This window comes from Kitasatospora sp. NPDC059462 (assembly GCF_042749955.1).
Classification (GTDB): Bacteria; Actinomycetota; Actinomycetes; order Streptomycetales; family Streptomycetaceae; genus Kitasatospora.
On the sequence record NZ_JBHYUU010000005.1, the window covers coordinates 68,271 to 89,013 of the forward strand.

The 20,743-nt window shown below is 69.8% G+C and carries 8 protein-coding genes; 3 read left to right on the forward strand and 5 right to left on the reverse strand.

Going from position 1 to position 20,743, the window contains the following annotated elements; all coding sequences use genetic code 11:
* Positions 1 to 183: 183 nt before the first annotated feature.
* From ACFXAM_RS02810 to ACFXAM_RS02820, 3 genes are all read left to right on the forward strand, one after another.
* Positions 184 to 2,475 (forward strand): anthranilate synthase component I, encoded by a 2,292-nt coding sequence (locus ACFXAM_RS02810; RefSeq protein WP_380287196.1) that lies wholly within the window; start codon positions 184 to 186, stop codon positions 2,473 to 2,475.
* Complete coding sequence (locus ACFXAM_RS02815) at positions 2,472 to 3,914, forward strand: class II 3-deoxy-7-phosphoheptulonate synthase (RefSeq protein ID WP_380287197.1); 1,443 nt, start codon at positions 2,472 to 2,474, stop codon at positions 3,912 to 3,914. The genes ACFXAM_RS02810 and ACFXAM_RS02815 overlap by 4 nt, the downstream gene beginning before the upstream one ends.
* A 372-nt stretch (positions 3,915 to 4,286) precedes the next feature.
* On the forward strand, positions 4,287 to 5,780 hold the full coding sequence (locus ACFXAM_RS02820; protein ID WP_380287198.1) for a restriction endonuclease: 1,494 nt from the start codon (positions 4,287 to 4,289) through the stop codon (positions 5,778 to 5,780).
* 851 nt (positions 5,781 to 6,631) lie between these two features.
* Here the strand turns inward: ACFXAM_RS02820 and ACFXAM_RS02825 are convergent.
* From ACFXAM_RS02825 to pglX, 5 genes are all read right to left on the reverse strand, one after another.
* Positions 6,632 to 8,800 (reverse strand): DEAD/DEAH box helicase, encoded by a 2,169-nt coding sequence (locus ACFXAM_RS02825; RefSeq protein ID WP_380287199.1) that lies wholly within the window; start codon positions 8,798 to 8,800, stop codon positions 6,632 to 6,634.
* Positions 8,797 to 10,143, reverse strand: coding sequence for a BREX system ATP-binding protein BrxD (gene brxD / locus ACFXAM_RS02830; RefSeq protein WP_380287200.1), 1,347 nt, complete (start codon positions 10,141 to 10,143; stop codon positions 8,797 to 8,799). Before brxD ends, ACFXAM_RS02825 begins: the two co-directional genes overlap by 4 nt.
* Positions 10,143 to 12,917: a BREX-2 system phosphatase PglZ gene (pglZ, locus tag ACFXAM_RS02835; protein ID WP_380287201.1), complete on the reverse strand. Its 2,775-nt coding sequence runs from the start codon at positions 12,915 to 12,917 to the stop codon at positions 10,143 to 10,145. The genes brxD and pglZ overlap by 1 nt, the downstream gene beginning before the upstream one ends.
* Positions 12,917 to 16,855: a PglY protein gene (locus ACFXAM_RS02840; protein ID WP_380287202.1), complete on the reverse strand. Its 3,939-nt coding sequence runs from the start codon at positions 16,853 to 16,855 to the stop codon at positions 12,917 to 12,919. The genes pglZ and ACFXAM_RS02840 overlap by 1 nt, the downstream gene beginning before the upstream one ends.
* A 62-nt stretch (positions 16,856 to 16,917) precedes the next feature.
* Positions 16,918 to 20,625, reverse strand: a complete 3,708-nt coding sequence (gene pglX, locus ACFXAM_RS02845; protein WP_380287203.1) for a BREX-2 system adenine-specific DNA-methyltransferase PglX — start codon at positions 20,623 to 20,625, stop codon at positions 16,918 to 16,920.
* Positions 20,626 to 20,743: the final 118 nt, after the last annotated feature.

The following is a 20,743-nucleotide window of genomic DNA, read 5'->3' on the forward strand; positions in this document are numbered from 1 at the left end:
CGAGCGTCTACACCCGGCCGTCCACGGCCGATGACCCTCGCCCGATGACCTGCGCCCGACCGACCGAGCCCGACCACCCGGCCGCCCGGCCGCACGACCACCCGGCCGCCCGGCCGCAGAGCCCGCCCAAGCCCCGCCGCCACAGGCGCCGGGCAGAGTCCCGTCAAGTCCATGGAGTTCCCCATGCCATTGCTGGAGACGGTGGCCCCGCCACCGGCCCGGCCCGCCTCGGACGAGTGGGCGACCCCCGTCGGGGTGACAGTCGCCCGAACCACCGAGGAGGCCACCGATGCCCGAGCCGCCCTCACGGCCCTGCAGAGCGCGCTCGACAGCCGGCGCGGCCTGCTGCGCTTCCACGGCGCCACCCGCGCCGTCGGCTACCTCGACCCGCCGCTCGAACTCACGCTGACCGGCGACGAGGTCGTCCTGCGCGCACTCAACACGCGCGGCCGGGTTCTGCTGCCCCCGCTGGGAGGCGCGCTCCGCGGCGTCCTCCAGGGCGCCGTGGAGCAGGCCGGAGAGGTCCGCGGCCGGGTGGCCCCGCAGCCCGAGCACTTCGCGGAGGAGGACCGCACCCGCCACGCCGGCGTCTTCACCGCCGTCCGCGCGCTGGTCGCCGCACTCGCCGCGGCCGGGGACGGGCTGCTCGGCCTCTACGGCGCCTTCGGGTACGACCTCGTGTTCCAGCTGGAACCGATCGAGCCGCACCAGTCGCGCCGTCCCCGGGACCGCGATCTGGTGCTGCACCTTCCGGACGAGATCCTGGAGTTCGACCTGGAGCGCGACGTGGTCCGCCGGCACCGCTACGAGTTCGGGTACGCGGGCCGGTCCACGGCAGGGCTTGCCCGTACGACCGGTGCGGCCCCCTTCGTCCCGGGTGTGCCGGCGCAGTTGCGCGACCACGCGCCGGGCGAGTACGCGGAGCTGGTCCGGCAGGCGATGCCGCTGTTCCGGTCCGGCGACCTGTTCGAGGTGGTCCCCGGACAGGTGTTCCGCCGCGGCTGCGACCGGCCCCCGTCCGTGCTGTTCCGGCGCCTCTTGGAGCAGAACCCCGCCCCGCACGCCCTGTTGGCGAACCTCGGCGGTGGGGAGTACCTGGTCGGCGCCTCGCCGGAGATGTTCGTCCGGGTCCGCACCGACCGCTCCCGTCCCGCCGGGCGGAGGCTGGTCGAGAGCGCACCGATCAGCGGGACCGTCGCCCGGGGGCGCGACGCGCTGGAGGACGCCGCCCGGATCCGGGGCCTGCTCGGCTCGCTCAAGGAGGAGTCCGAGCTGACCATGTGCACCGACGTCGACCGGAACGACAAGGCGCGCGTGTGCGTCCCGGGCACGGTCCGGGTGACGGCCAGGCGGAAGATCGAGATGTATTCCACGCTGATCCACACCGTGGACCACGTCGAGGGTGAACTCCGGCCGGACCGCGACGCGTTGGACGCCTTCCTGACCCACCTGTGGGCGGTCACCGTCACCGGCGCGCCCAAGGTACCCGCGATCCGGTTCATCGAGCGCGCGGAGCGGTCGCCGCGCCGCTGGTACGGCGGCGCCGTCGGACGGATCGGCTTCGACGGCGGGCTCGACACCGTCCTGACGCTGCGCACCATCCAGATCCGGGAGGGCATCGCCACGGTCAGGGCCGGTGCCACGCTGCTCTGGGAGTCCTCGCCCGAGGCGGAGGAAGCCGAGACGGAACTCAAGGCCCGCGCACTCCTTCGCGTCCTGGAGCGGCCGGCCCCGCCTGCCCCGTCCCCGGCGGCGAGCGGCGGCCCCGGCGCGGGCAGGCGCATCCTGCTGATCGACCACCGCGACTCCTTCGTGCACTGCCTCGCCGACTACCTGCGGCAGACCGGCGCAGAGGTGGTGACCTATCGCAGCGGCCGCCATCTGCCGATGCTGGAACGGGAATCACCCGACCTCCTGGTCCTCTCGCCCGGCCCCGGCCGCCCGGAGGACTTCGACCTCGCCGCGACCCTGGCGGAGGCGGAGCGCCTCCGGCTGCCCGTCTTCGGCGTGTGCCTCGGCCTGCAGGGCCTCGCCGAGTACTTCGGCGGCCGGCTGGGCACGCTCGACCGCCCGGTGCACGGGAAGAGCTCCCTGGCCCGGATCACCGTCCCCGGCTCCCGCCTGCTGGCCGGCCTCCCGGCCGAGTTCGAGATCGGCCGCTACCACTCGCTGTACGCCGAACCCGATTCACTACCACCGGAGTTGATGGTCACGGCGGTGGCCGACGACGGCACCGTGATGGCTCTGGAGCACCGCACGAAGCCGCTGGCCGCCGTCCAGTTCCACCCGGAGTCGATCATGACCTCGGGCGGGCGGGCCGGCCACCTGATCGTCGACAACGCGGTCGCCTCGCTCGCCCGCCGGCCGGTGACCGCGGCGGCCCCGCCCGTCCAGCGGGTTCTCCGGAAACCGCTGACCGCGACCCACCGAGAGGAGTGCGGCGGCCTGCTCGCCACCGCGAACCGGACATCATGACTGCTACCGATCTCAGCCCGCAGCTCGACCCGGCACTCGATCCCGACCTCGACCCCGACCCCTCCGCCGGCCCCCTGCCGTGGGAGTCCTGGCGCAGCCTTCCGGCCGCCCAGCAGCCGTCGTGGCCCGACCGGCCCGCGCTCCGCGCGGTGACCGGGGAACTGGCCGGCTACCCGGCCCTGGTGGCCGCGGGCGAGTGCGACCTGCTGCGCGAGCGGCTGGCCGCCGCGGCGCGCGGCGAGGCGTTCCTGTTGCAGGGCGGGGACTGCGCCGAGACCTTCGACGGCGTCTCCGAGCAGCAGATCCGCGCCAAGCTGCAGGTCATCCTCCAGATGGCCGCCGTCCTCGGCTACGCCGCGTCCGTCCCCGTGGTCAAGGTGGGACGCCTCGCCGGTCAGTACGCCAAGCCGAGGTCCCGCCCGACCGAGACGCGCGGCGCGCTCTCCCTGCCGGTCTACCGGGGCGACGCGGTCAACGCCCCCGGGTTCAGCCGCACGGCACGCATCCCCGACCCCGAGCGGCTCAAGCGGATGTACCACGCCTCGGCGGCGACCCTCGACGTGATCCGGTCCTGCGTCTCCGGTGGCGCCGCGGACCTCCGCGCCGCCCAGGAACGGAACCGCGACTTCGCCGGCCGGTCACCCGCCGGCGCACCCTACGGGCGGCTCGTCGACGAGATCGACCGGGCCCTGCGCTTCCTCGCGGCCAGCGGCGCGGACCCCGAACTGCTGCCCACCACCGAGTTCTTCACCAGCCACGAGGCGCTGCTGCTCGACTACGAGAGCGCCCTGGTCCGCACCGACCCCCGTACCGGCACCCGGTACGACACCTCCGCGCACATGGTCTGGATCGGCGAGCGGACCCGCCAACCGGACGGCGCGCACATCGCGTTCGCGGCCGGGATCCGCAACCCGATCGGGGTGAAGCTGGGACCGACCGCCACCGCGGACGAGGCACTGGCACTGATCGACCTCCTCGACCCGGAACGGGAGCCGGGCCGCCTGACCTTCATCACCAGGATGGGCGCGGACCGGATCAGAGCGGTGCTCCCCGATCTCGTGCGGCGCGTCACCGACTCCGGGGCGCAGGTCGTCTGGGTCTGCGACCCCATGCACGGCAACACCTTCGAAGCACCGAGCGGCCACAAGACCCGCCACCTCTCCACGATCCTCGCCGAGGTGGAGGGCTTCTTCGACGTACACCGCACGCTCGGCACCCATCCCGGCGGCCTCCACCTGGAACTGACCGGAGACCACGTCACCGAGTGCCTCGGCGGGACGCACGAGGTGCTGCCGCACGATCTGCACGACCGCTACGAGACGGCCTGCGACCCACGGCTCAACCGCAGCCAGTCCCTGGATCTCGCCTTCCTGGTCGCGGAGATCCACCGCAGCACCGGCCCTGCGCAAGGCACGTCTCCGGCCCGCAGCCGGCGGTAACCGCGAACGCCCCCCGACGTCGGCCTCCGCCCGCCGGACACCCCGGCAGGCGGCGGCCGACGCGCCAACAGGCGGGCGGCGCCGACGTCGAGGTCCGTGACCGGGAGTAGCCGCTGTCGACTGACGGGCGGGGCTGGGTAAGGAGCCTCAAGGCCTCCGGGATCACCGTGCCGCCGACAAGGGTCCTCGACCACCGCACCCCTCCTGCCAGAACTCCGGAACCCGATGCTCCCACTCCCCCGCACTCGGGTGCGCCCTCAGCACAGCCCGCCGGATTCCCGGCAGCCCCAACCGGGTAGGGCTGCCGACGTATCGCTCAGGCAGCACGGACTCCCGCACGGTCCGCACTGCCACGGACCAGGGGGTGGACGGGTGGCGCGCCGAAAGACCGTGGCGGAAATCCTCGCCGAGGCGTACCGCTTGAAGCAGCAGGCACGAGCCGTGGAAGCCCAGCAGGCCGCCGCCCCGCCGGCCCCGCCCAAGCCCCGCCCCCGGAAGCGGAAGGTCGACCCCGCCGTCGAACACGCCCGCCTCCTGGCCGCCGGCGAGAAGCACCTCCGACGCGAGGAGGCCACCCGCGCCAAGGAAGCCGCGCGCGTGGAAGCCGAGTTGGCCAAACGCCAGACGGCCCGCCGCCGCGCCGAGGAGACACGGAGGCGCGAGGAGGCGCAGGCCGAGAAGGCAGCCGAGCGGCAGGCCCGGCAGGCGGAGGCCGATCGCCTCAAGTCCCGGGCGGAGCAGGACACCGCCGACTGCCAACGGCGCCGCGAGGAACTGGAGACGGTCCTGCTCCTCCGGCCCGACGGCCTCGACCTGTGGCACCCGCACGTGGAACAGGCCTTCACCCACGACGGCCCTCAGGGCGTCTCGAACGTCGTCGAAGACCTGCTGCGGCGCTCCCCCGTCCCCGACGGCTGCCGCACCGCGGCCCACGCCATCTACGTCCCGGAGGCCCAGCAACTCCTCATCGAGGTCGACCTCCCGAACCACGAGATCGTCCCCACCGTCGCCTCCTACCGCTACATCGCCCAGCGCTCCGAGATCGTCCCCCAGCCACTCAAGCAGGCCGAAGTGCACGACGCCTACGCCCGCCTGGTGGCCCGCCTCGCCCTGCGGGCCCTGGACGAGGCGTTCTCCGTCACACCGGCCGCCTTCGTGGAGAGCATCATCCTCAACGGACGCGTCAACGCCACCGACCGCGCCACCGGCCAGGCAATCCGGGCCTGCGTCGTCAGCCTCGTCGCCCTACGCAAGGACTTCGCCGAACTGGTCCTGGACGAACCGAGACTCGACCCCCAACAGTGCCTCCACCGCCTCGGCGCCACCGTCTCCGAACACCCCCACGACCTGGAACCGGTCACACCCGTCGTCGAAGCGGACCTGTCCCGCTACCGCATCATCACCGAAACCGCCGTGGTGGCCACCCTCGACAGCCGGCCCGACCTGCTCCAGATGAACCCCTACGACTTCGAACGCCTGGTCCGCGAACTCTTCGAGGCCATGGGCTACGAGACCTGGCGCACCCAGGGCTCCCGCGACGACGGCGTGGACGCCGTCGCGACCCTCACCGACCCGACCGGATCCACCGTCTTCGCCATCCAGGCCAAACGCTCCAAGAACGTCGTCCCGGTGAACACCGTCCGCGCCATGTCGGGCGTCATGCACGACAAGGACGCCGGCTACGGCATCGTCGTCACCACCTCGTGGTTCGGCAAGGACAGCTACGACTTCGCCCACCGCAACGGCCGCCTCCGCCTCATCGACGGCCGCAACCTCAAAGCCCTGCTCGCCGAACACCTGCACATCGACGCCCTGATCGGACTGCCCAAAGTCCCCCCGGGCTGGCAGGCCGGCGACCTCGTGTGAAGCCGAACGCGCGCCCGCCGCCCAGGGTTGCAGCGGGCCTTCGGCCCATGGCTGCGGTCCCCAGCTGGTCCCCGGCAAGATCACGGAGCGGTGGCATCGCAGCCGCCCACCGCCTGTCGGGCCATCAGCAAAAAGGCCGCTGATCTGGGATTTCTCCCGATCAACGGCCTTCCGACATCACTGTCGGGACGACAGGATTTGAACCTGCGACCCCTTGACCCCCAGTTTAGTTTCGGTTCGTCATTCTCCCCGAAATGCCTGCTCACGCGCGTCTCGCGCGTTCAGGAAGACGTACGACAGGCACGTCGCGCACGGGCGCGCAGGACGTGTGGTCCCCAGCTGGTCCCCAGGCAGCGGGGCCGTGCGACCCCGGTCAACCTGCGACTTCACGCCATCCATGGCTTCATGATAGACCGGTGCTGCCGGAGGCGGAAGAGCTTCCCGACGAGAGGCGTCACACCCTCGCAAAATTCGCGGTCCGGCAAACTCGCGGCCCTCGTCCGCGAAGTTAGAACCAATTCAACGAGCATTTTCCGACAAGCCGACAATTGCCGATTTGCCAAATTCCGCGTTGTCGATTTCCTGGACCCGCATCATCCTTCTTCGCCTCAGTAGCGTGGTGTCCCACTGAGGGAAGCCCACAAAGGCACCAGCGGGCCAGGGCCAATCATCGCCCCCTGCGGCGCGGCAGCCTTGAAGGAGTCGTCGGCCACCGTGGCTGCTGTTCCACTGCAGTCAGGAGGGCCGTCCACCAGGGGCACGCCGCCGCACCTGCCTACCGGATGGACGCGATCGAAGCCGCACGGGCCGGTGCCGCGGCGGCTCGCGCCGGCGAACCAGCCACGACGTGCTCACCTCGCTTGGACTGAAAACCTGACCGGCTCGACTAGGACAGTCGTCGCTGAGTCGAGGTCTGCGAGCCTGGTCGCGAGCGTGGCCATCGCAAGCCGTTCGGGGAGAGCCTCGTGGAACTTCAACCCTCGCATGGCCTTCACGTCGACATCAGGCAGGCACAGGCGTGAGGCTGCGTCGGCCGTGCCTGCCTTCCACATCTGCGGCGTGAGGTCGGTGCGTAGGCGTAGGTATTCATCGGAGAAGCGCTGGCGTTCGTCGGTGAGGCCAGCGAGGGTGGCGGTGAGGGTGGCGTTGGCCCGGTAGCCCGCCCAGGTCCACCAGCGGATGTCGTCGCCGGCTCGGGTGATGACGGTGCCGCCGGGGTGGACGGTGTCGACGTTCTGCTCGCGCACGTGGGCGAGCTGCTGGGTGGCGCGGCGGGTGAGTTTGACCGGCGGGTCGGTGCCAAGCAGGACGTCGCGGGCGGCCTGGTTGAGGGCGAAGGAGGTGCCGCTGTAGCCGGTGCCGAACCAGCGGGCTCGGCCGGCGAGGTCTGAGGGTTCGACGTAGCAGCGGCGCCTGGTCCAGTCGATCCAGGTGACCTTCCAGCTTCGCCCGCCGAGCAGGAGGACCCGGGGGCCGTCGATCTTCTCGGTGAGGAGCATGGGGTCAGTGCGGCCGATCTCCTGACGGCCGGCGAGGACGGTGAATTCGGGTGGTGCGGTGAAGACGGCGGTGATGCCCATGAAGTGGCGGCGGCCGATCTTCTCCTCGGCGGCCGGGCCGATGAACAGCAGCTCGCCGTCCTGGTCGAGGAAGCCGTCGTTCACCAGATGCCGCAGGATGGGTTCGGCGCTGCGGTCGAACGGGGGCAGGCCGTTCCAGCTCTGGTTCCAGAGTCCTTGGGCGATCTTGTGCTCTTGCAGGCTGAGGGCCAGGAGTTGCTGGGCGACGATGTGCCGGGGCTCGGGCGGGGCGGTGACTGGCTCGATGTAGCCGCGGCCCCACAGGACGAGGAGGGCCGAGGCGCTGAGCAGTGCCTCGTGGCTGCGGGCGAGGAAGAGGCAGTTGCGGTTGGAGCCTGCGCGGCGTCCGGTGCGGCCGATGCGTTGGAGGAAGGAGGCGACAGTGGTGGGGGCATCGATCTGGATGACGCGATCCAAGTCGCCGACGTCGATGCCGAGTTCGAGGGTGCTGGTGGAGACGATGACGCAGTCGCGGGCCTCGGCGAAGGCAGCTTCGGCACGGCGCCGGTCGTCGAGCGAGAGGGAGGCGTGGGAGAGGAAGGTGGTGACGCCTGCGGCGCGGAGCGCGGCACCGAGTTCTTCGACGAGTTGCCGGGAGTCGCAGAAGACCAGCCGCTTCTCGCCTCGGTGGAGGGCGGCGATGACCTTGGCCGCATTGGCGGTTGATCCGACGTAGTCGAGTTCGATGTCTCCCGGTGGTGTCACCGTCGTGGCGTCGGCGACGGCTCGTGGGGCGAGATCGACACCGGGGGCGACGACCTGGGCGGAGCGCTGGCCGCGGCCTGAGCCTTGCAGCCAGTGGAGGAGGTCGCCCGGGTTGCCGACCGTGGCGGACAGGCCGACGCGCTGGATGGGCCGTCCGGCCAGGTGTTGGAGGCGTTCGAGGACGGCGAGCAGGTGCCAGCCGCGGTCGTCGCCGGCGAAGGCGTGGACCTCGTCGACGACAATGGTCCGAAGGTCGGCGAAGAGGCGGCGCTGGTCGACCTTGGTGCTCACCAGCATGGCCTCGATCGACTCGGGGGTGGTGAGCAGGATGTCCGGTGGGTCGGTGAGGATGCGTCGGCGTGCGGTCTGGGGGATGTCGCCGTGCCAGAGTGCCGCGCGCCGTCCGAGCCATCCGGCGTACGTTTCGAGGCGTGGCAGGAGGTTGTTCAGCAGGGCTTTGAGCGGGCACACGTACAGCACCGACAGGCCGGTCCATCGCTGCTGTTCCATGGCGGACAGCAGGGGGAACGACGCGGCTTCGGTCTTGCCGCCGGCTGTGGGGGCGAGCAGGACCGCGTCCGAGCCGTCGAGCAGCGGGGCGATGGCCTCCTGCTGGAGGGGGCGGAGTTCGCGCCAGCCGAGGGAGTTGACGATGTGGTGGACGAGAGCGGGTTGGAGCCGGGACAGGGCGGCCGTCCCGGCCCCAGGGCCGGAGGGTGTGTGGGAGTCGCTCATAGGTCGAGCTCGATGTCGCCCGCGGAGGCGGCGCTGCGTTCGGCTTCGCTCAGCTCGGCCGAGGAGAGGGTGAGGGCGTAGTGCTGGCGCGGGTCGAAGTCGTCGAACTCGTCGACCCGGTCGAGGACGTCGGCGACAAGTTTGCGCAGGAAGATGCGCGGTGCGATGCCGACCTGGCCGCCGAGTCCTCCGGTGACGGCGGTGGCGAGTTCGGCGATGTAGGCGTTGTCGACGAGTTCGGCGACCCGGTCCGGGTTGCGGGCGGCTCCGGCGTAGAGGTCCCGGACGCTGCGGCCGAGTTCACCGAGCCGCTCCAGGTCGAAGCCGGCAAGGCGCAGCTGGACCGCGCGGGGTGAGTCGAAGCGCGGGTCGGTCGTGAAGTCGGTGGCCAGGCGCTGGGCCAGCGGGGGAAGCCTCTGCACGCCCTGCTGTCCGTCGTAAAACGCGGGCGTGCCGGTGATCACCAGGAACAGGCCGGGGAAACGGCCGGCGTCGATCTCGTCCAACAGCTGTCGAAGGGCGTTGAGGCCCTTCTCCCGGACGTCGCCTCGCACACGCTGGAGGGTCTCGATCTCGTCGAGGACAAGCAGCAGACCGGGGTGTCCGCAGTCCCGCAGGACGGTCAGCAGGCCCTGGAGGAAGCCGAGGGCGGCGAAGTGGTCGAGGTCTCCGCGGACGCCGGCGGTCCGGCGGGCACCGGCCGCGACGGACTTCTGGCCTCCGAGCCAGGCGATGAGCGCCTCGGCTGTTGCGGCGTCGCCTGCGGCCTTGGCATGGCGGTAGCCGCGCAGGGCCGCGGCGAAGGCGGGGGTGGTGCGGGCGACGTCGGCGAGGCGGGACTCCATGAGCGCGTCGACGGCCTTGCCGAGGGCTTCGGTGTCGTCCTCCGGTACGTCTCCGGCGTCGAGGACTTCCTCTTCGAGCGTGTAGAACCAGGAGTCGACGATGGCGCGCAGGGCGCTCGGGGCGTGGCTCGCGGTGGACAGGCGTTCGGTAAGGCGCCGGTAGACCGTCTCCAGCCGGTGGAGCGGGGTCTCGGTCTCGGAGATCTGGATCTCGGCCGTGGCCAGGCCCATGCGCTTGGCCCGCTCGGCCAGCCAGCGGGCGAAGAAGGTCTTGCCGGAGCCGTAGTCGCCTCGGACGGCGTGGAAGGCGGCGCCGCCTCGGGTGACGACGGTCAGGTCGTCGTCGAGGGCACGCTCGAAGCGGTCGAGGCCGACGGCGAAGAGGTCGAGCCCGAATTGGGGCACCGTGCCTCGGCGCAGGGCATCGACCACGTCGCGGCGGCGGGCCGCGCTCACGGAAGCCGCGTGTCCCCCGGAGGGGGGCTGGGTAGTGCTCATCAGCTGTCCACCTGGAACTGTTCACGGGCGAGCGGCACGTTGAGCCGCAGGCGGGTTCCGTTGTCGCTGAATTCCAGCACGGGGTAGCCCTCTACGTTCATGAGTCGTTGCAGTGTGGCGGCGAAGCCGTCGGCGTTGCGGCCGGCCTTGCCCGCTGCCGCTGCCACCGCGGTCAGGGACAGGACGCCGTCCGCTGCCACCAGGGCGTCGACGACGGCAGCCATGACCTCGGGCTCGGGCGGCTTGCGGACGAACCTCCGCTGGAAACGGAATGTCTCGGACGCCACCAGTTTCGCCCCGAAGGAGGGGCCGTGTGCCGGGGTGTTCGTCTCGGCGGATTCGCGCGTCTCCTCCGCAGGTTCCTGGCTGTCCGTGGGCTTGGCCGAGGTCGACGACGTGTCGGTCTGCTCGGCGGCACGTGCGGCATCGCGGGCGGGGTTGCCTGCGTTCCACCAGTGTGGGGTGACGTCCTCCGGTGCGAGGAGGTGCCAGTCCTTGGGCGGGTCGGTGTCCACGGGCAGCAGCGTCAGGATCGGAACGGTCATCTCGGCGAGGGAGGCGCCGCCGTGGTAGCCCGCCTTGCGGGGTGTGTAGCGGATGTCCTCGCGCCATGGCGCGACGATGCGTCCATCACCCTCGAGCACGCGCGGCCCGCTGAGCAGGACTTCGCCGGGTCCCGGTTCGCCGAGGCGCCAGCGCGCGGCACTTACGCTCCCGGCGGCTGCCGGGGCGTCGAGTCCTTCGCCCCGCTCGAGGACGTGGCCGTGGTCGGCGACGATGACGACGGGTCGGCTGTAGAGGCGGGCGGCGGCGAGGAGCTCGTCCAGGTAGGTCACGTCGGCCAGGCGCCACCGCGTGCGGTCGCCCTGGGCCGCGTGATCGAGTGAGTCGTCGACCGTGTTCAGCACGACGCCGACGACCGCCTCGCCGGCCAGTTCGCGCTGCAGCGTGTCGGAGAGCCGCTGGCCGGCCGCACCTCCTATGTCCGCTTTGTGGAACAAGGCGGCCGAACGGCGCTGCCGGGACCAGAACGCCTCGAAGCCTGGCTTCTCCACCGATTGGCCGCCCTGGGTGAGGCTGCCGGTGAGGAGGGAGGCTCGGCTGATGCGGGTGAGTGAGGGGATCGCGGCGACTGCGGCCGTGCGGCGGCCTCGAGCGGGGCCGGTCTCCAGCCAGCCGCGGCGGGCGAGTTCTTCGCCGAAGCCGACCGCGACTTCGCTGCTCATGCCGTCGACCAGCAGGATCAGCGGTGCCCGGCCCGACTTTCCGGCGAGCTTGACGGCGATGGTGTCGAGCACGTTCTCGACCAGGAGCGCCCCGGCCGGCGTTTGGCCGGTCGCGGTGCGTGTCCAATCACGCAGATACCGGGCGAAGATCTCGTCGATCACCGCACGCCGCCCACGAGCAGCGTGGTAGACGCTGTGGTAGGCGGCACTGACCGGTTCCTGGGCATCGGCGTCGCCGGCCCACAGGACGGTCAGGGCGGCATCCACCCAGCCCCAGTCGGCGAGGTGCTGCTCGACCGCGTCCGTTACGGAGGTGACGGTCGGCTGCGGGCCGGCCAGCCACCGGGCCAGGCGCACCGCGGCTTCGGCGGTGCGGACACGCGGGCGCAGCAGGCCCGCGAGGTGGTGGCGGCGCAGTTCCTCAAGGGCGGCCTCGGCCGCGGCAACGGTGCGGGTGCGGGGGCCGGAGGGGTCGAGGACAGCCGCGAGTGCGTTGAGGCGAGCCTGGAACCCGGAGGGCAGGTACGCGTTGCCCGCAAGGGCTGCGGTCAGACCGGCTTCCTGAGCCTGCCGGTCCGCCTGCTCGAGGACTTCCCGGGCCCGGTTGTGGGCCGCGTGCTGCTCCGGCCCTGCCTGCTCGGCCTGCAGCAGCCAGCGGATCAGCGTTCCCTCGACCGCGAGGGCGAAGGGACGCAGGTCGGCGGGCTTGGGCCGGATGGTGCCGAACAGCCCGCCGAGCGCGAGGCCGGTCTCTGCCGATGGGGCAGGACCGGCCACCACGGAGCCGACGACCCCGAGGGCCATGGCTTCCTGGCCGCGGCCGGCGGCGCACAGGTCCAGCAGCAGCGCCGCCGCGCTGCCGGCGACCTTGGTCAGCCAGTCTCGGATCCCCTGCTGCTCGTCCTTGGCCAGTGCCGCGTAGGCGGCGGGCCCGAAGGGGCTGCGGGACCAGGCCAGCAGGGTGTCGGCGTCCAGCGGGGTGTCGCGACGACCGTCTCCGCGAGTGCCGGCCGCGTCGGGGGATGCCTGGCTGATCGACAGCCTGGCCTCGACGAGTGCGCGCATCGCCGCATCCAGCGTGAGCACGGAGCCCAGCCGCGGCCAGCCACCGTGGGGCTCTGCCTCGAGAAGGGCGTTCACTAGCCAGGATTCCGCGCGGATGCGCGGGTCGAGACCGGTGGCTCCGAATCGCAGCCGGACGATCTCCGCCCGGTCGACGCTGAGGACCTGGCGGCGCAGGGCGTGGCCGAGCACGTCCCAGCCGAGCTGCTCGTCCTCGACCGTGGTGGTGACCACAAGGACCGAACCCGGGCCTGTGGCTTCTTCCTGGTGGCGATGCCAGGCGTCGGAGATACCGAGGACGGAGTGCTGCTCCACGACCTCGATCCGGCGCTTGTCCTCAGCCAGCGAGGCGGTGAACTCTGCAGCCGCGCCAGTCTCGTACCGGCCGTGGACCAGGACGAGTCGGCGGTCCGGCTCGTTGGGAAGCTCCAGACGCAGAAGTGCCTCGATGACCCGGCGGTTGACCAGGGGTGGCTGGGCCGACATCACTGTGCCGTCCCTTCGCTCACGGTACCGCCCGCTCCGGGGTCGTCCGCGGGCTTCCAGCCGATCTCGATCTCGGTATCGGGGTTGGTGGCGGCGAACTCCCGGATCTCGCCCAGCAGATCCGCCAGGGCTCGTTCGAACGCGGTTTCTCCGGCCCGGGCTGCCACCCTGCGGGTGGAGCGGCGCGGCGCGGCTGCCGCAGGACCAGCTGCAGTGGTGGTTCCAGCGGGAGCGGCGGGCGCGCTCGGCTCAGTGGGGGAGGTGGGCAGGGGCGGCTGGCCGTGGAAGGTCAGGCTGACCTGGCCGGCCTCGGTCGGCGGCTCCTCCGGCGTGGGCGACGACACCGGCGCTGCGGGGGGTGCCGCCGGTGCGGCGACAGCGGCCAGCCGGGCCGCGTCCCGGATCAGCGCCAGGGACTGCGGCTGGATCTTGTCCAGGACGGGTGCGAGCTGGCGAGCGAACTCGTCCTCGTGAGCGGCACGTTCCACCTCGGCGATCAGTCGCTGTGCGCGGTCACCGATCCCGTCGGTCCGTCCGGTGTACTCGCGCACGCTCTCCAGCAGATCCCACTGCGTACGGTCGAGCGCCTTGAGGACGGTCTCCGCCGAGCCGACTGCGGCACCCAGCTCCTGATCGGTGATGTCGTACGCGACTGCGGCGAGTTCCTTGACCAGCGGGGTGTCGTCCTGGTGCCGCGTCAGCCGCTGGACGAGGTCCGCGGCATGCCGGGCCGCCAGCAGGCGGGGCGCACGCGAATCGGCAAGGCCCAGCGCGATGGCGTGCTGCGGCTTTCCGAGAGAGCTGCGCACCCCTTCGACGGCCGGCTCCACTGCCTCGGCCTTCGCACGCACCGCTGCCGCGAGCTTCGCGACGTTGCGGGCGAACAGCACCGGCGGCACTCCGGAGACGCCGAACAGCACCGCCGCACGCTCCCGCGCGGTGGCGAACTCGGCCTCGCTGGGCTTCTCCTGGGCCCGCAGGACGTGGCCGGCCCCGATCGACTGCAGGGGCGGCGCCGCCGACTCGGCCTTGCCGTTGTAGACCCAGGAGCGGTCTGCCAGCAGGGCGTAGGTGGCGATCAGCAGACTGCTGACCTGCTTGTCCAGGCCGGTCCAGCCGAGCTTGGCGATCCACTGGCGGATGTCCTCCACCTTGTACTCGCCCGTGATCTGCTGCTGGGCGGCGTACTGGTCGATCCGCCGGCGCCACTCGGTGCTCAGGGTCAGCGGCCCGTCGTGGACCTCCCCAAGTTCCAGCGGGTGCACGATCTTCTTGACGACGGCCATCTGCCCGCGGTCGAGTTCCACGCGCCCGGAGCCGTCCTCCATGGCCTTGGTGATCCAGCCGAGCACGGTCTTCAGCTCGGCAGGGGTGATTGCCTTGCGGTTGCCGGACGGGTCGAAGTTGGGGTGCTTGGGGTACAGCTCCTGGAAGACACCGTCGGCGATCCGGAGCATGTTGCCCTTGAAGCCTGCGGCGGCCTCCAGCCGGGGCTTGTGGCCGGGCAGCATCGACAGCAGGTGGCCGTCCTCCCCCACCGGTGCACCGGCGTTGGCCTCGTCCAGGCGACTGATGCCGTACAGCTGGCCCAGCGTGACGGTGAGCTGGGAGGTGAGGTTGTCCCGCTGCGCCTGGAGCTGGTGCCGCATGCGGATGCGGTCCTCGGCGGAGTAGTTGACCGCGAGGTCGTCGAGGCGCTCCCGCTCCAGCACGTAGTTGATCTTCAGGAGCCGCCCGAGCTGGCCGGCACGCTGACGCGAGAGGTGCGCCGGAAGCCACACCACGGCGGGCTGGTGGTGCCGCTCGTCCCGCAGCAGCTGACGGACCCGCGCGGCGTCGTTGCTCGGGTACTGGCCGGCAACGTCGAACGGGTAGTCGATGACGAAGCGCACCCGCCCGTCCACCGAGGGGATGAAGTGGTCGTCCGGGATCTCCTGGGCGTCACGGACGTTGCCGAAGACGAACTCGGCGGTGCGCTTGGTGCCGCGCCACACGATCTCGTGCTCGCAGACGAACCCCTCAGTGTCCTTGATGTCCAGCGCGTTCCAGAGGGTCTCCTTGATCCAGACGCGCCGGGCGCTCACCCGGTCGACCTCGCCGACGGCGTCCAGCAGCGGCTCGACGTCGAGATCGGACAGGTGCAGGGCGAACACCGGGTCGTTGCCGCCGTCCGAACGCAGCTCGCCGCCGAACTCGCCCTGCAGTTCCTCCAGGCGGGCCAGGGCCACCTTGTCGTCGGTGATCGTCCGGGTGCGCTTGACGGAACCGTGGTTGAGGTCCGCAAGTCGGCGCGCGGTCAGCCGGGCCAGGGCCGGGACCTCGGGGGTCAGGTAGGCCAGCAGGAGTGTCTTGACTAGCCGGTCGGTGGCCTGGAAGTCGGCGCTCTCCTCGCCCTGGTAGCGCTCCACCATCCAGAGGCGGACCTTCTCGTAGAACCGGTTGGCCTGCTCGCCCTCCTTGCGGAGCTTCTCCGTGAACGCGTCGCCCATGCCTCCGGCGAGGACGTCCCACAGGTCGCCCAGCGGGATGATCTGGCCGACCTTCATGTCCCCCCGGCGCCGCCACAGCAGCTCCTGGAGCAGCTTCAGACCGGTGCGCTCCCGCTGGAGCGCACCCGACAGCGCGACCAGGACGTTTAGCAGGGCCGGCGTCAGTGGGTACACGTCGCGGAAGTCCGACCAGTCCGCCTGAGTCGCGCCCTGGGAGTCGAGCAGTGCGTCCTTGACCCGCGCGTTCGCCTGTTCGAAGTCGGCGAAGGCCGTATTCAGGGCGGTCCGGGCCTCCGGGGAGCGGGGCTTGAGCACGCGCTCCTTGATGATCGCCGGGAGGTTCCGGTCCTCCAGGTTGATCACGTCGAAGCGCTCGGCGAGATAGCCGACCTGGGACTCCAGGTTCTTGACCTCGGCGCCCGTGACGTCTTCGCCGACGAGCTGGGAGAGGTTCCTCTGCCGAGAGATGAAGGAGACGATCGGCACTGGCCGGTCCGCCACCCCCGACTCGATGATCTTGACGAGCTTGCCGACCTCGGTCTTCACGAAGTCCTGGTCGCTCATCCTGGCCTGGAGCCAGAGGATTAGCTCGTCGAGGAATAGCACGATGCCGTCGTAGCCGAGCGACTTGGCGTGCCGACTGATGACGGACAGACCGTCCTCGAGCGGGATGAAGGCGTTCGCATCGCCGCTGGCGCCGCGAGCGTAGGACTTCATCGGACCGCTGAGCAGCGCGGAGACGAGCGCCTCACGCAGCGGATCGCCCTGTGGGGCCGCGAACGCGCGATCCAGGTCCGCGCTGGTCCAGCCGGTGGAGGGAGCCGCGGCTTCCTCCAGGGGCACCAGGTCGTCCTCATCCGCGTCGCCGGGGTGCACCGCGCTGCCGCCGACGGCCCGGTCCCCGAGCTTGCGGATGAACAGCTCGTCGCCCTCGATGCTGCGGTTGTAGCGGGCGTCGTCCAGCATTGCGTCGGCCCGGTAGACCGGCGGCGTCGGCGCGTTCGGGTCTATGCGGCGGATTGCGCGGACGTAGCCGCCGAGCAATGCGGAGTCCAGGTCGACGGCGCCGACGAGGTGGTACGGGACCATGAGGAACCGGCGGTCGCGCAGCCAGTCGTCGTGCTCGGCGATGACCTCCTGCAGCCGCGGCTTGGATCGGGCGGCCGGATCGTTGTTGAGCACTGCGTGGAGCACGGACATAAAGTGGCTCTTACCGGAGCCGAACGATCCGTGCAGGTACGCGGCGTTCGACGAGCCGTCACGGACGGAGCTGCGGACGAGGGTGAGCGCCTTGCCGAAGGCTTTCTTCAGCTGATCGGTGACGACGTACTCGTCGACCAGACGCTGGGTGTTCTCGAACCCGCCGGACAACTCGACCTTGAACTTGCCTGCGAGGACCGCATCGGGGATGTCCAGGACGTCCCGGAGGAAGAGCTCAGTGCTGGACATCGCGGGTCGCGGTTCCCTTCGTCGTGGAATTCATGTCGGTGCGATCGTGCAGTGGCTGCACGTTACTTGGCCGCGACCCTGCCGCGCTTGGGCGCGGACGGACGCCAGGAGAGCAGCGCATCCGTGGTGATGTGGTGGTCGCGCTGCTGGGCCTCCAGCCACTCCTGGCAGTCGGTCGCGGGATTGCCGTCCCACTCGGCATCGAACCCGCCGTGCCACTGCTTCAGCCAGGGCAGTAGCTCCAGCATCCCCGCGAGAAGCGGAGTCAGCTGTTCACCCTGCCAGTTGTCCCGCTCCACCCGGTCGGTCACGAGGTTGATGATGGCCTGCGCCTGGTCACGGTGATCCCAACCGGCCCAGCCGAGAACCAACTTGGGGTCAGCCTCCGGCCCAGCATCCGGGTAGGAGATGAAGCGCTCCTTCGGCACATCGAGCTTGCCCCGGTTCGACCAGTACGAGTGCTTCCGGAAGTCCGCGCCGGAGTATTTCGGCGGGACCGCAATGTCGAGCCGCTCGCCCGTCCGGTCCTCCTCGCGCTGCTGTTCCCACATCTTCTCCCACTGCTCACGCTTGCGGAGCCCGGGATCCTTGTAGCGCAGGGAAGCAAGGTAGGGGACGTGCTCGTCCGCAAGGATCTCGCGCAAGACGTCGGCGAGTCTGAGGTCGCGCTTGCCGAGGTGGTCAGCTGCATAGAGCTCGGCAACGGCGTGAACATCTACATCGTTGGTGAACAGGTCCGCAAGCTGCGCAGGCGTGAGCGTACGCGGCTGGCGCATGCCGTCGCGGGTGTGGAACCAGAGGTCCTCGTGCTCGCACCGGTCGAGCAGCCAGGTACGAAGGGCCTCGGCTTCCTTGCTCTCCCAAGTGGGCGACGACCAGCGACGCTTGCACTCTGGACGCTCGATGAGCGCGAGGTCGCGGCGCCTGCCGATCATGTCGATTCGACGCTGGACAATCTCGCGATACCACACGGGCCAGTGTGAAGGGATCTCAGCAACAGGAGTGGAGCCGTGCCGGTCGAACCAAACGGTCTGCGCCTCACCAGCTGCCACCTTCCGGGCAAGCACGATCTCGAAGGCGCGCTCGCCAAGAGCAAGCTCGGGAACGTCATCAAGGTTAGGAACAGTAAGAGCTGCCGTCTCGGCATCTGTGAGCAAGCCGTACGAGCCGTAGACCTGCCAGTCCAGCTCCTCCTGTAGCGCGATCATCTGGCGGCGAATGGTGGCATGGCTGGCCCGGGCAGCAATGAGATCAGCACGAGTGGGCGTGCCTGGACGGTCAACCACGGCCGTGGGTTCAAGAGCCGCGACTGCCTGCCCGAGCTTATCGAGCATGCGACCGAAGGACCGGGGAAGAACAGCAGGAACAGGGAACTCTTGGAGCTTGGTACCGGTGAACTCATAACGCTCAAGCCAAGCCTCGGCGGTCCACCGATTGCCCCCACCACTAGAGTTGTCAGCCCCGCCCTTAGCCTGGCTTACCTGCTTCAACCAGAAGCACGCCGTCGACGAGTTCAGCAGGCCGAGCAGTCCGAGATGCTCATCCTCCGACGCACCTTCCGGCAACTTGATCACCGGCGCGGACTGCTTGAATACCTTCCCGCCCCGGTCCAGCACGAAGTGGTTGTGTGTAGCCACAAACGCGAACGCAATCGACAACGGCGTTCGAAGCTTACTCACGGTCAATCGACCGTACTCAGACCACTTCAATCCACCCTCCACCTTGGTCTGGCGACCGAAGAGCAGATTATTTGAGATAGTGGTCCGACACGTCCACAGGCGCCGCCCGAGGGGCGATTCACGCTCGACATCAATTGCTACGAAATCCGCAGAATACGGAAACAGGGCCACATCAAAGTCACCCTCTCCCCACTCTCGCAGAAGGTCGCCGGTAACCATTTCCCGCAGCCACTCGTCAGCTATTCCTGCCCGTACAGCACTTCGACGAGGCAGCAAGAATAGGTCATCCTCCAGCGTGAAGCAAGTGATCCCGATAGAGTCGGCAACATCATCAAGCTTTCTCGCGCCAGAATTTTGCACAGCTTCCAGTAGATCGCCAGCACCACCACCACTCAGCGACCACGGATGCTTGGCGTAGGCTTCGCGGTCTATCTCCGCCGCACTAATGTACTCCGAGTCGCTCCCCGGCTTCACAACTTGCTCAACAATGGCTCGCCAAACCTTGCCCTCAGGTGCCACCTCTGGTTGCCCGGGCTCGCCCTTAACGCCCAGCATTGCACGCACCGGGTCCGACCATCCCCGCTCAGTGTTTCGCCCAACGAGGATCACCGTTGGGGTGCCGTGTCCGGGAATGTAGGCGCCCGAGGTGTCGATGATGTGCGTCAGCTTCACCGTCCGGAAGAACTCCTCGATGAGCTTCTTCCCGAACTCCCGCTTCATGAAGGAGTTCGACGTGATCTGTCCAGTGAAACCCTGCTGCTCGCGCGTCGCCAGCTCGAAGATCCGCTGCGCGAACGGCACCGACAGCGCGTACTTCCCCGAGCAAGCCGAATACGCGTCTCGGTAGTTCTCGTTCTCCTGCTTGTCCTTGACCGTGATGTAGGGCGGATTTCCGACGACTACGTGGTAGGAGTGCCGCCCCAGCAGGTCACAGCTGCGGACGAACTCGTTCACGTCTTCCGTTGAGTACGCGAACGCCCCCTCCGACTCCTCCTCGTCCCCATCCTCGTCCAGCCCCATGGCCGAGAACAGGTCGTCCTCCGACTTGCCCTTCTGCTTACGCTTGCCCACGCCCCGTCCGTGCAGCAGTGAGTCGCCGACCGCGACGTTGATCGGGAACTTCGGTGCTTGGTCCAGCCGCTCGACCCCGGCCTCCTTCAGCGCCGCGACGAGCAGCCGGAAGCGGGCGATGCTCACCGCGAACGGGTTCTTGTCGCAACCATGCACCGCCTCAAGTGCGGCCCGCACGTTCGCCCAGTCGTCGACGCGCGGTCCAGCCTCGTCCCGGTACTTCACGAGCAGTCGCTGGAACATGCCCAGCAGGAAGTGCCCGCTGCCGCATGCCGGGTCGATTGTCCGCAGCCCACGCCGCTCAACGAGACGCGACTCGCTCTCGCGGATGGTCAGCTCGGGCCAGAGCCCGAACTCCTCCACTGCCGGCTCTAGCGTGAGGTCGAGGATGAACTCCTCCACGAACTCGGGCGTCTGCAGCAGCGCGTACGTCTTCCGCGCATGCTCGCTGAGGTTCTGGTACAGGTCGCCGAGGAACCGGGTGTCCCAGTCCTCGCTCTCGAAGAGGTGGACTGCTTCCCCGTCTTCGCCCCTGCGCCGCCAGAACGCCAGCAGCGCCCGCGCCGCCTCGTAGCTCGGTGTGAGCCCCCACAGCGGGTTGTGGTTGCGGTCGAAGAGCCCGCCTGCCGTCTCGTTCGCCGCCGCGATGTGATCGAATGCCGCGACGAGCCAGTCGCGGTCATTCTGCTCGGGGTTCTCGCGGAAGTACGCCTCGTGGCGCTCCTCTGCGATCTCCAGCCGTTCGCCGGGGCCGGCGATCCATGGCCACTCGATCAGCCCGTTGTCCTCGCAGAAGCGGACGAACACCGTGCCGAGGACCCAAGCGACTGCAGACTGGGTGATCCGCTCCTCGCGCCAGGTCTCGTACCGTGCCGCTGTACGCCCCGCCTCCCACGCCTGCTGGTACTCGTCGTTCAGCGTCTGGGCAAACTCGGATACGTCCTGGCTGCGCTCTCGCAGGTCGTCTTCCAGAGCCGCCACCTGCTTGCGCAGGTCCTTCAGCAGCTCGTTCTGGTCCACTCCCCGACCCGTCACAGTGCCCGTCCCTTGTCCGTTCATCCGTCGGTCCAGGCGGACCGTGCGGTTCCCCATTTTGCCAGTTCGGTGCACCCGAACGATCGGCTGTTCCGAAGCTCGG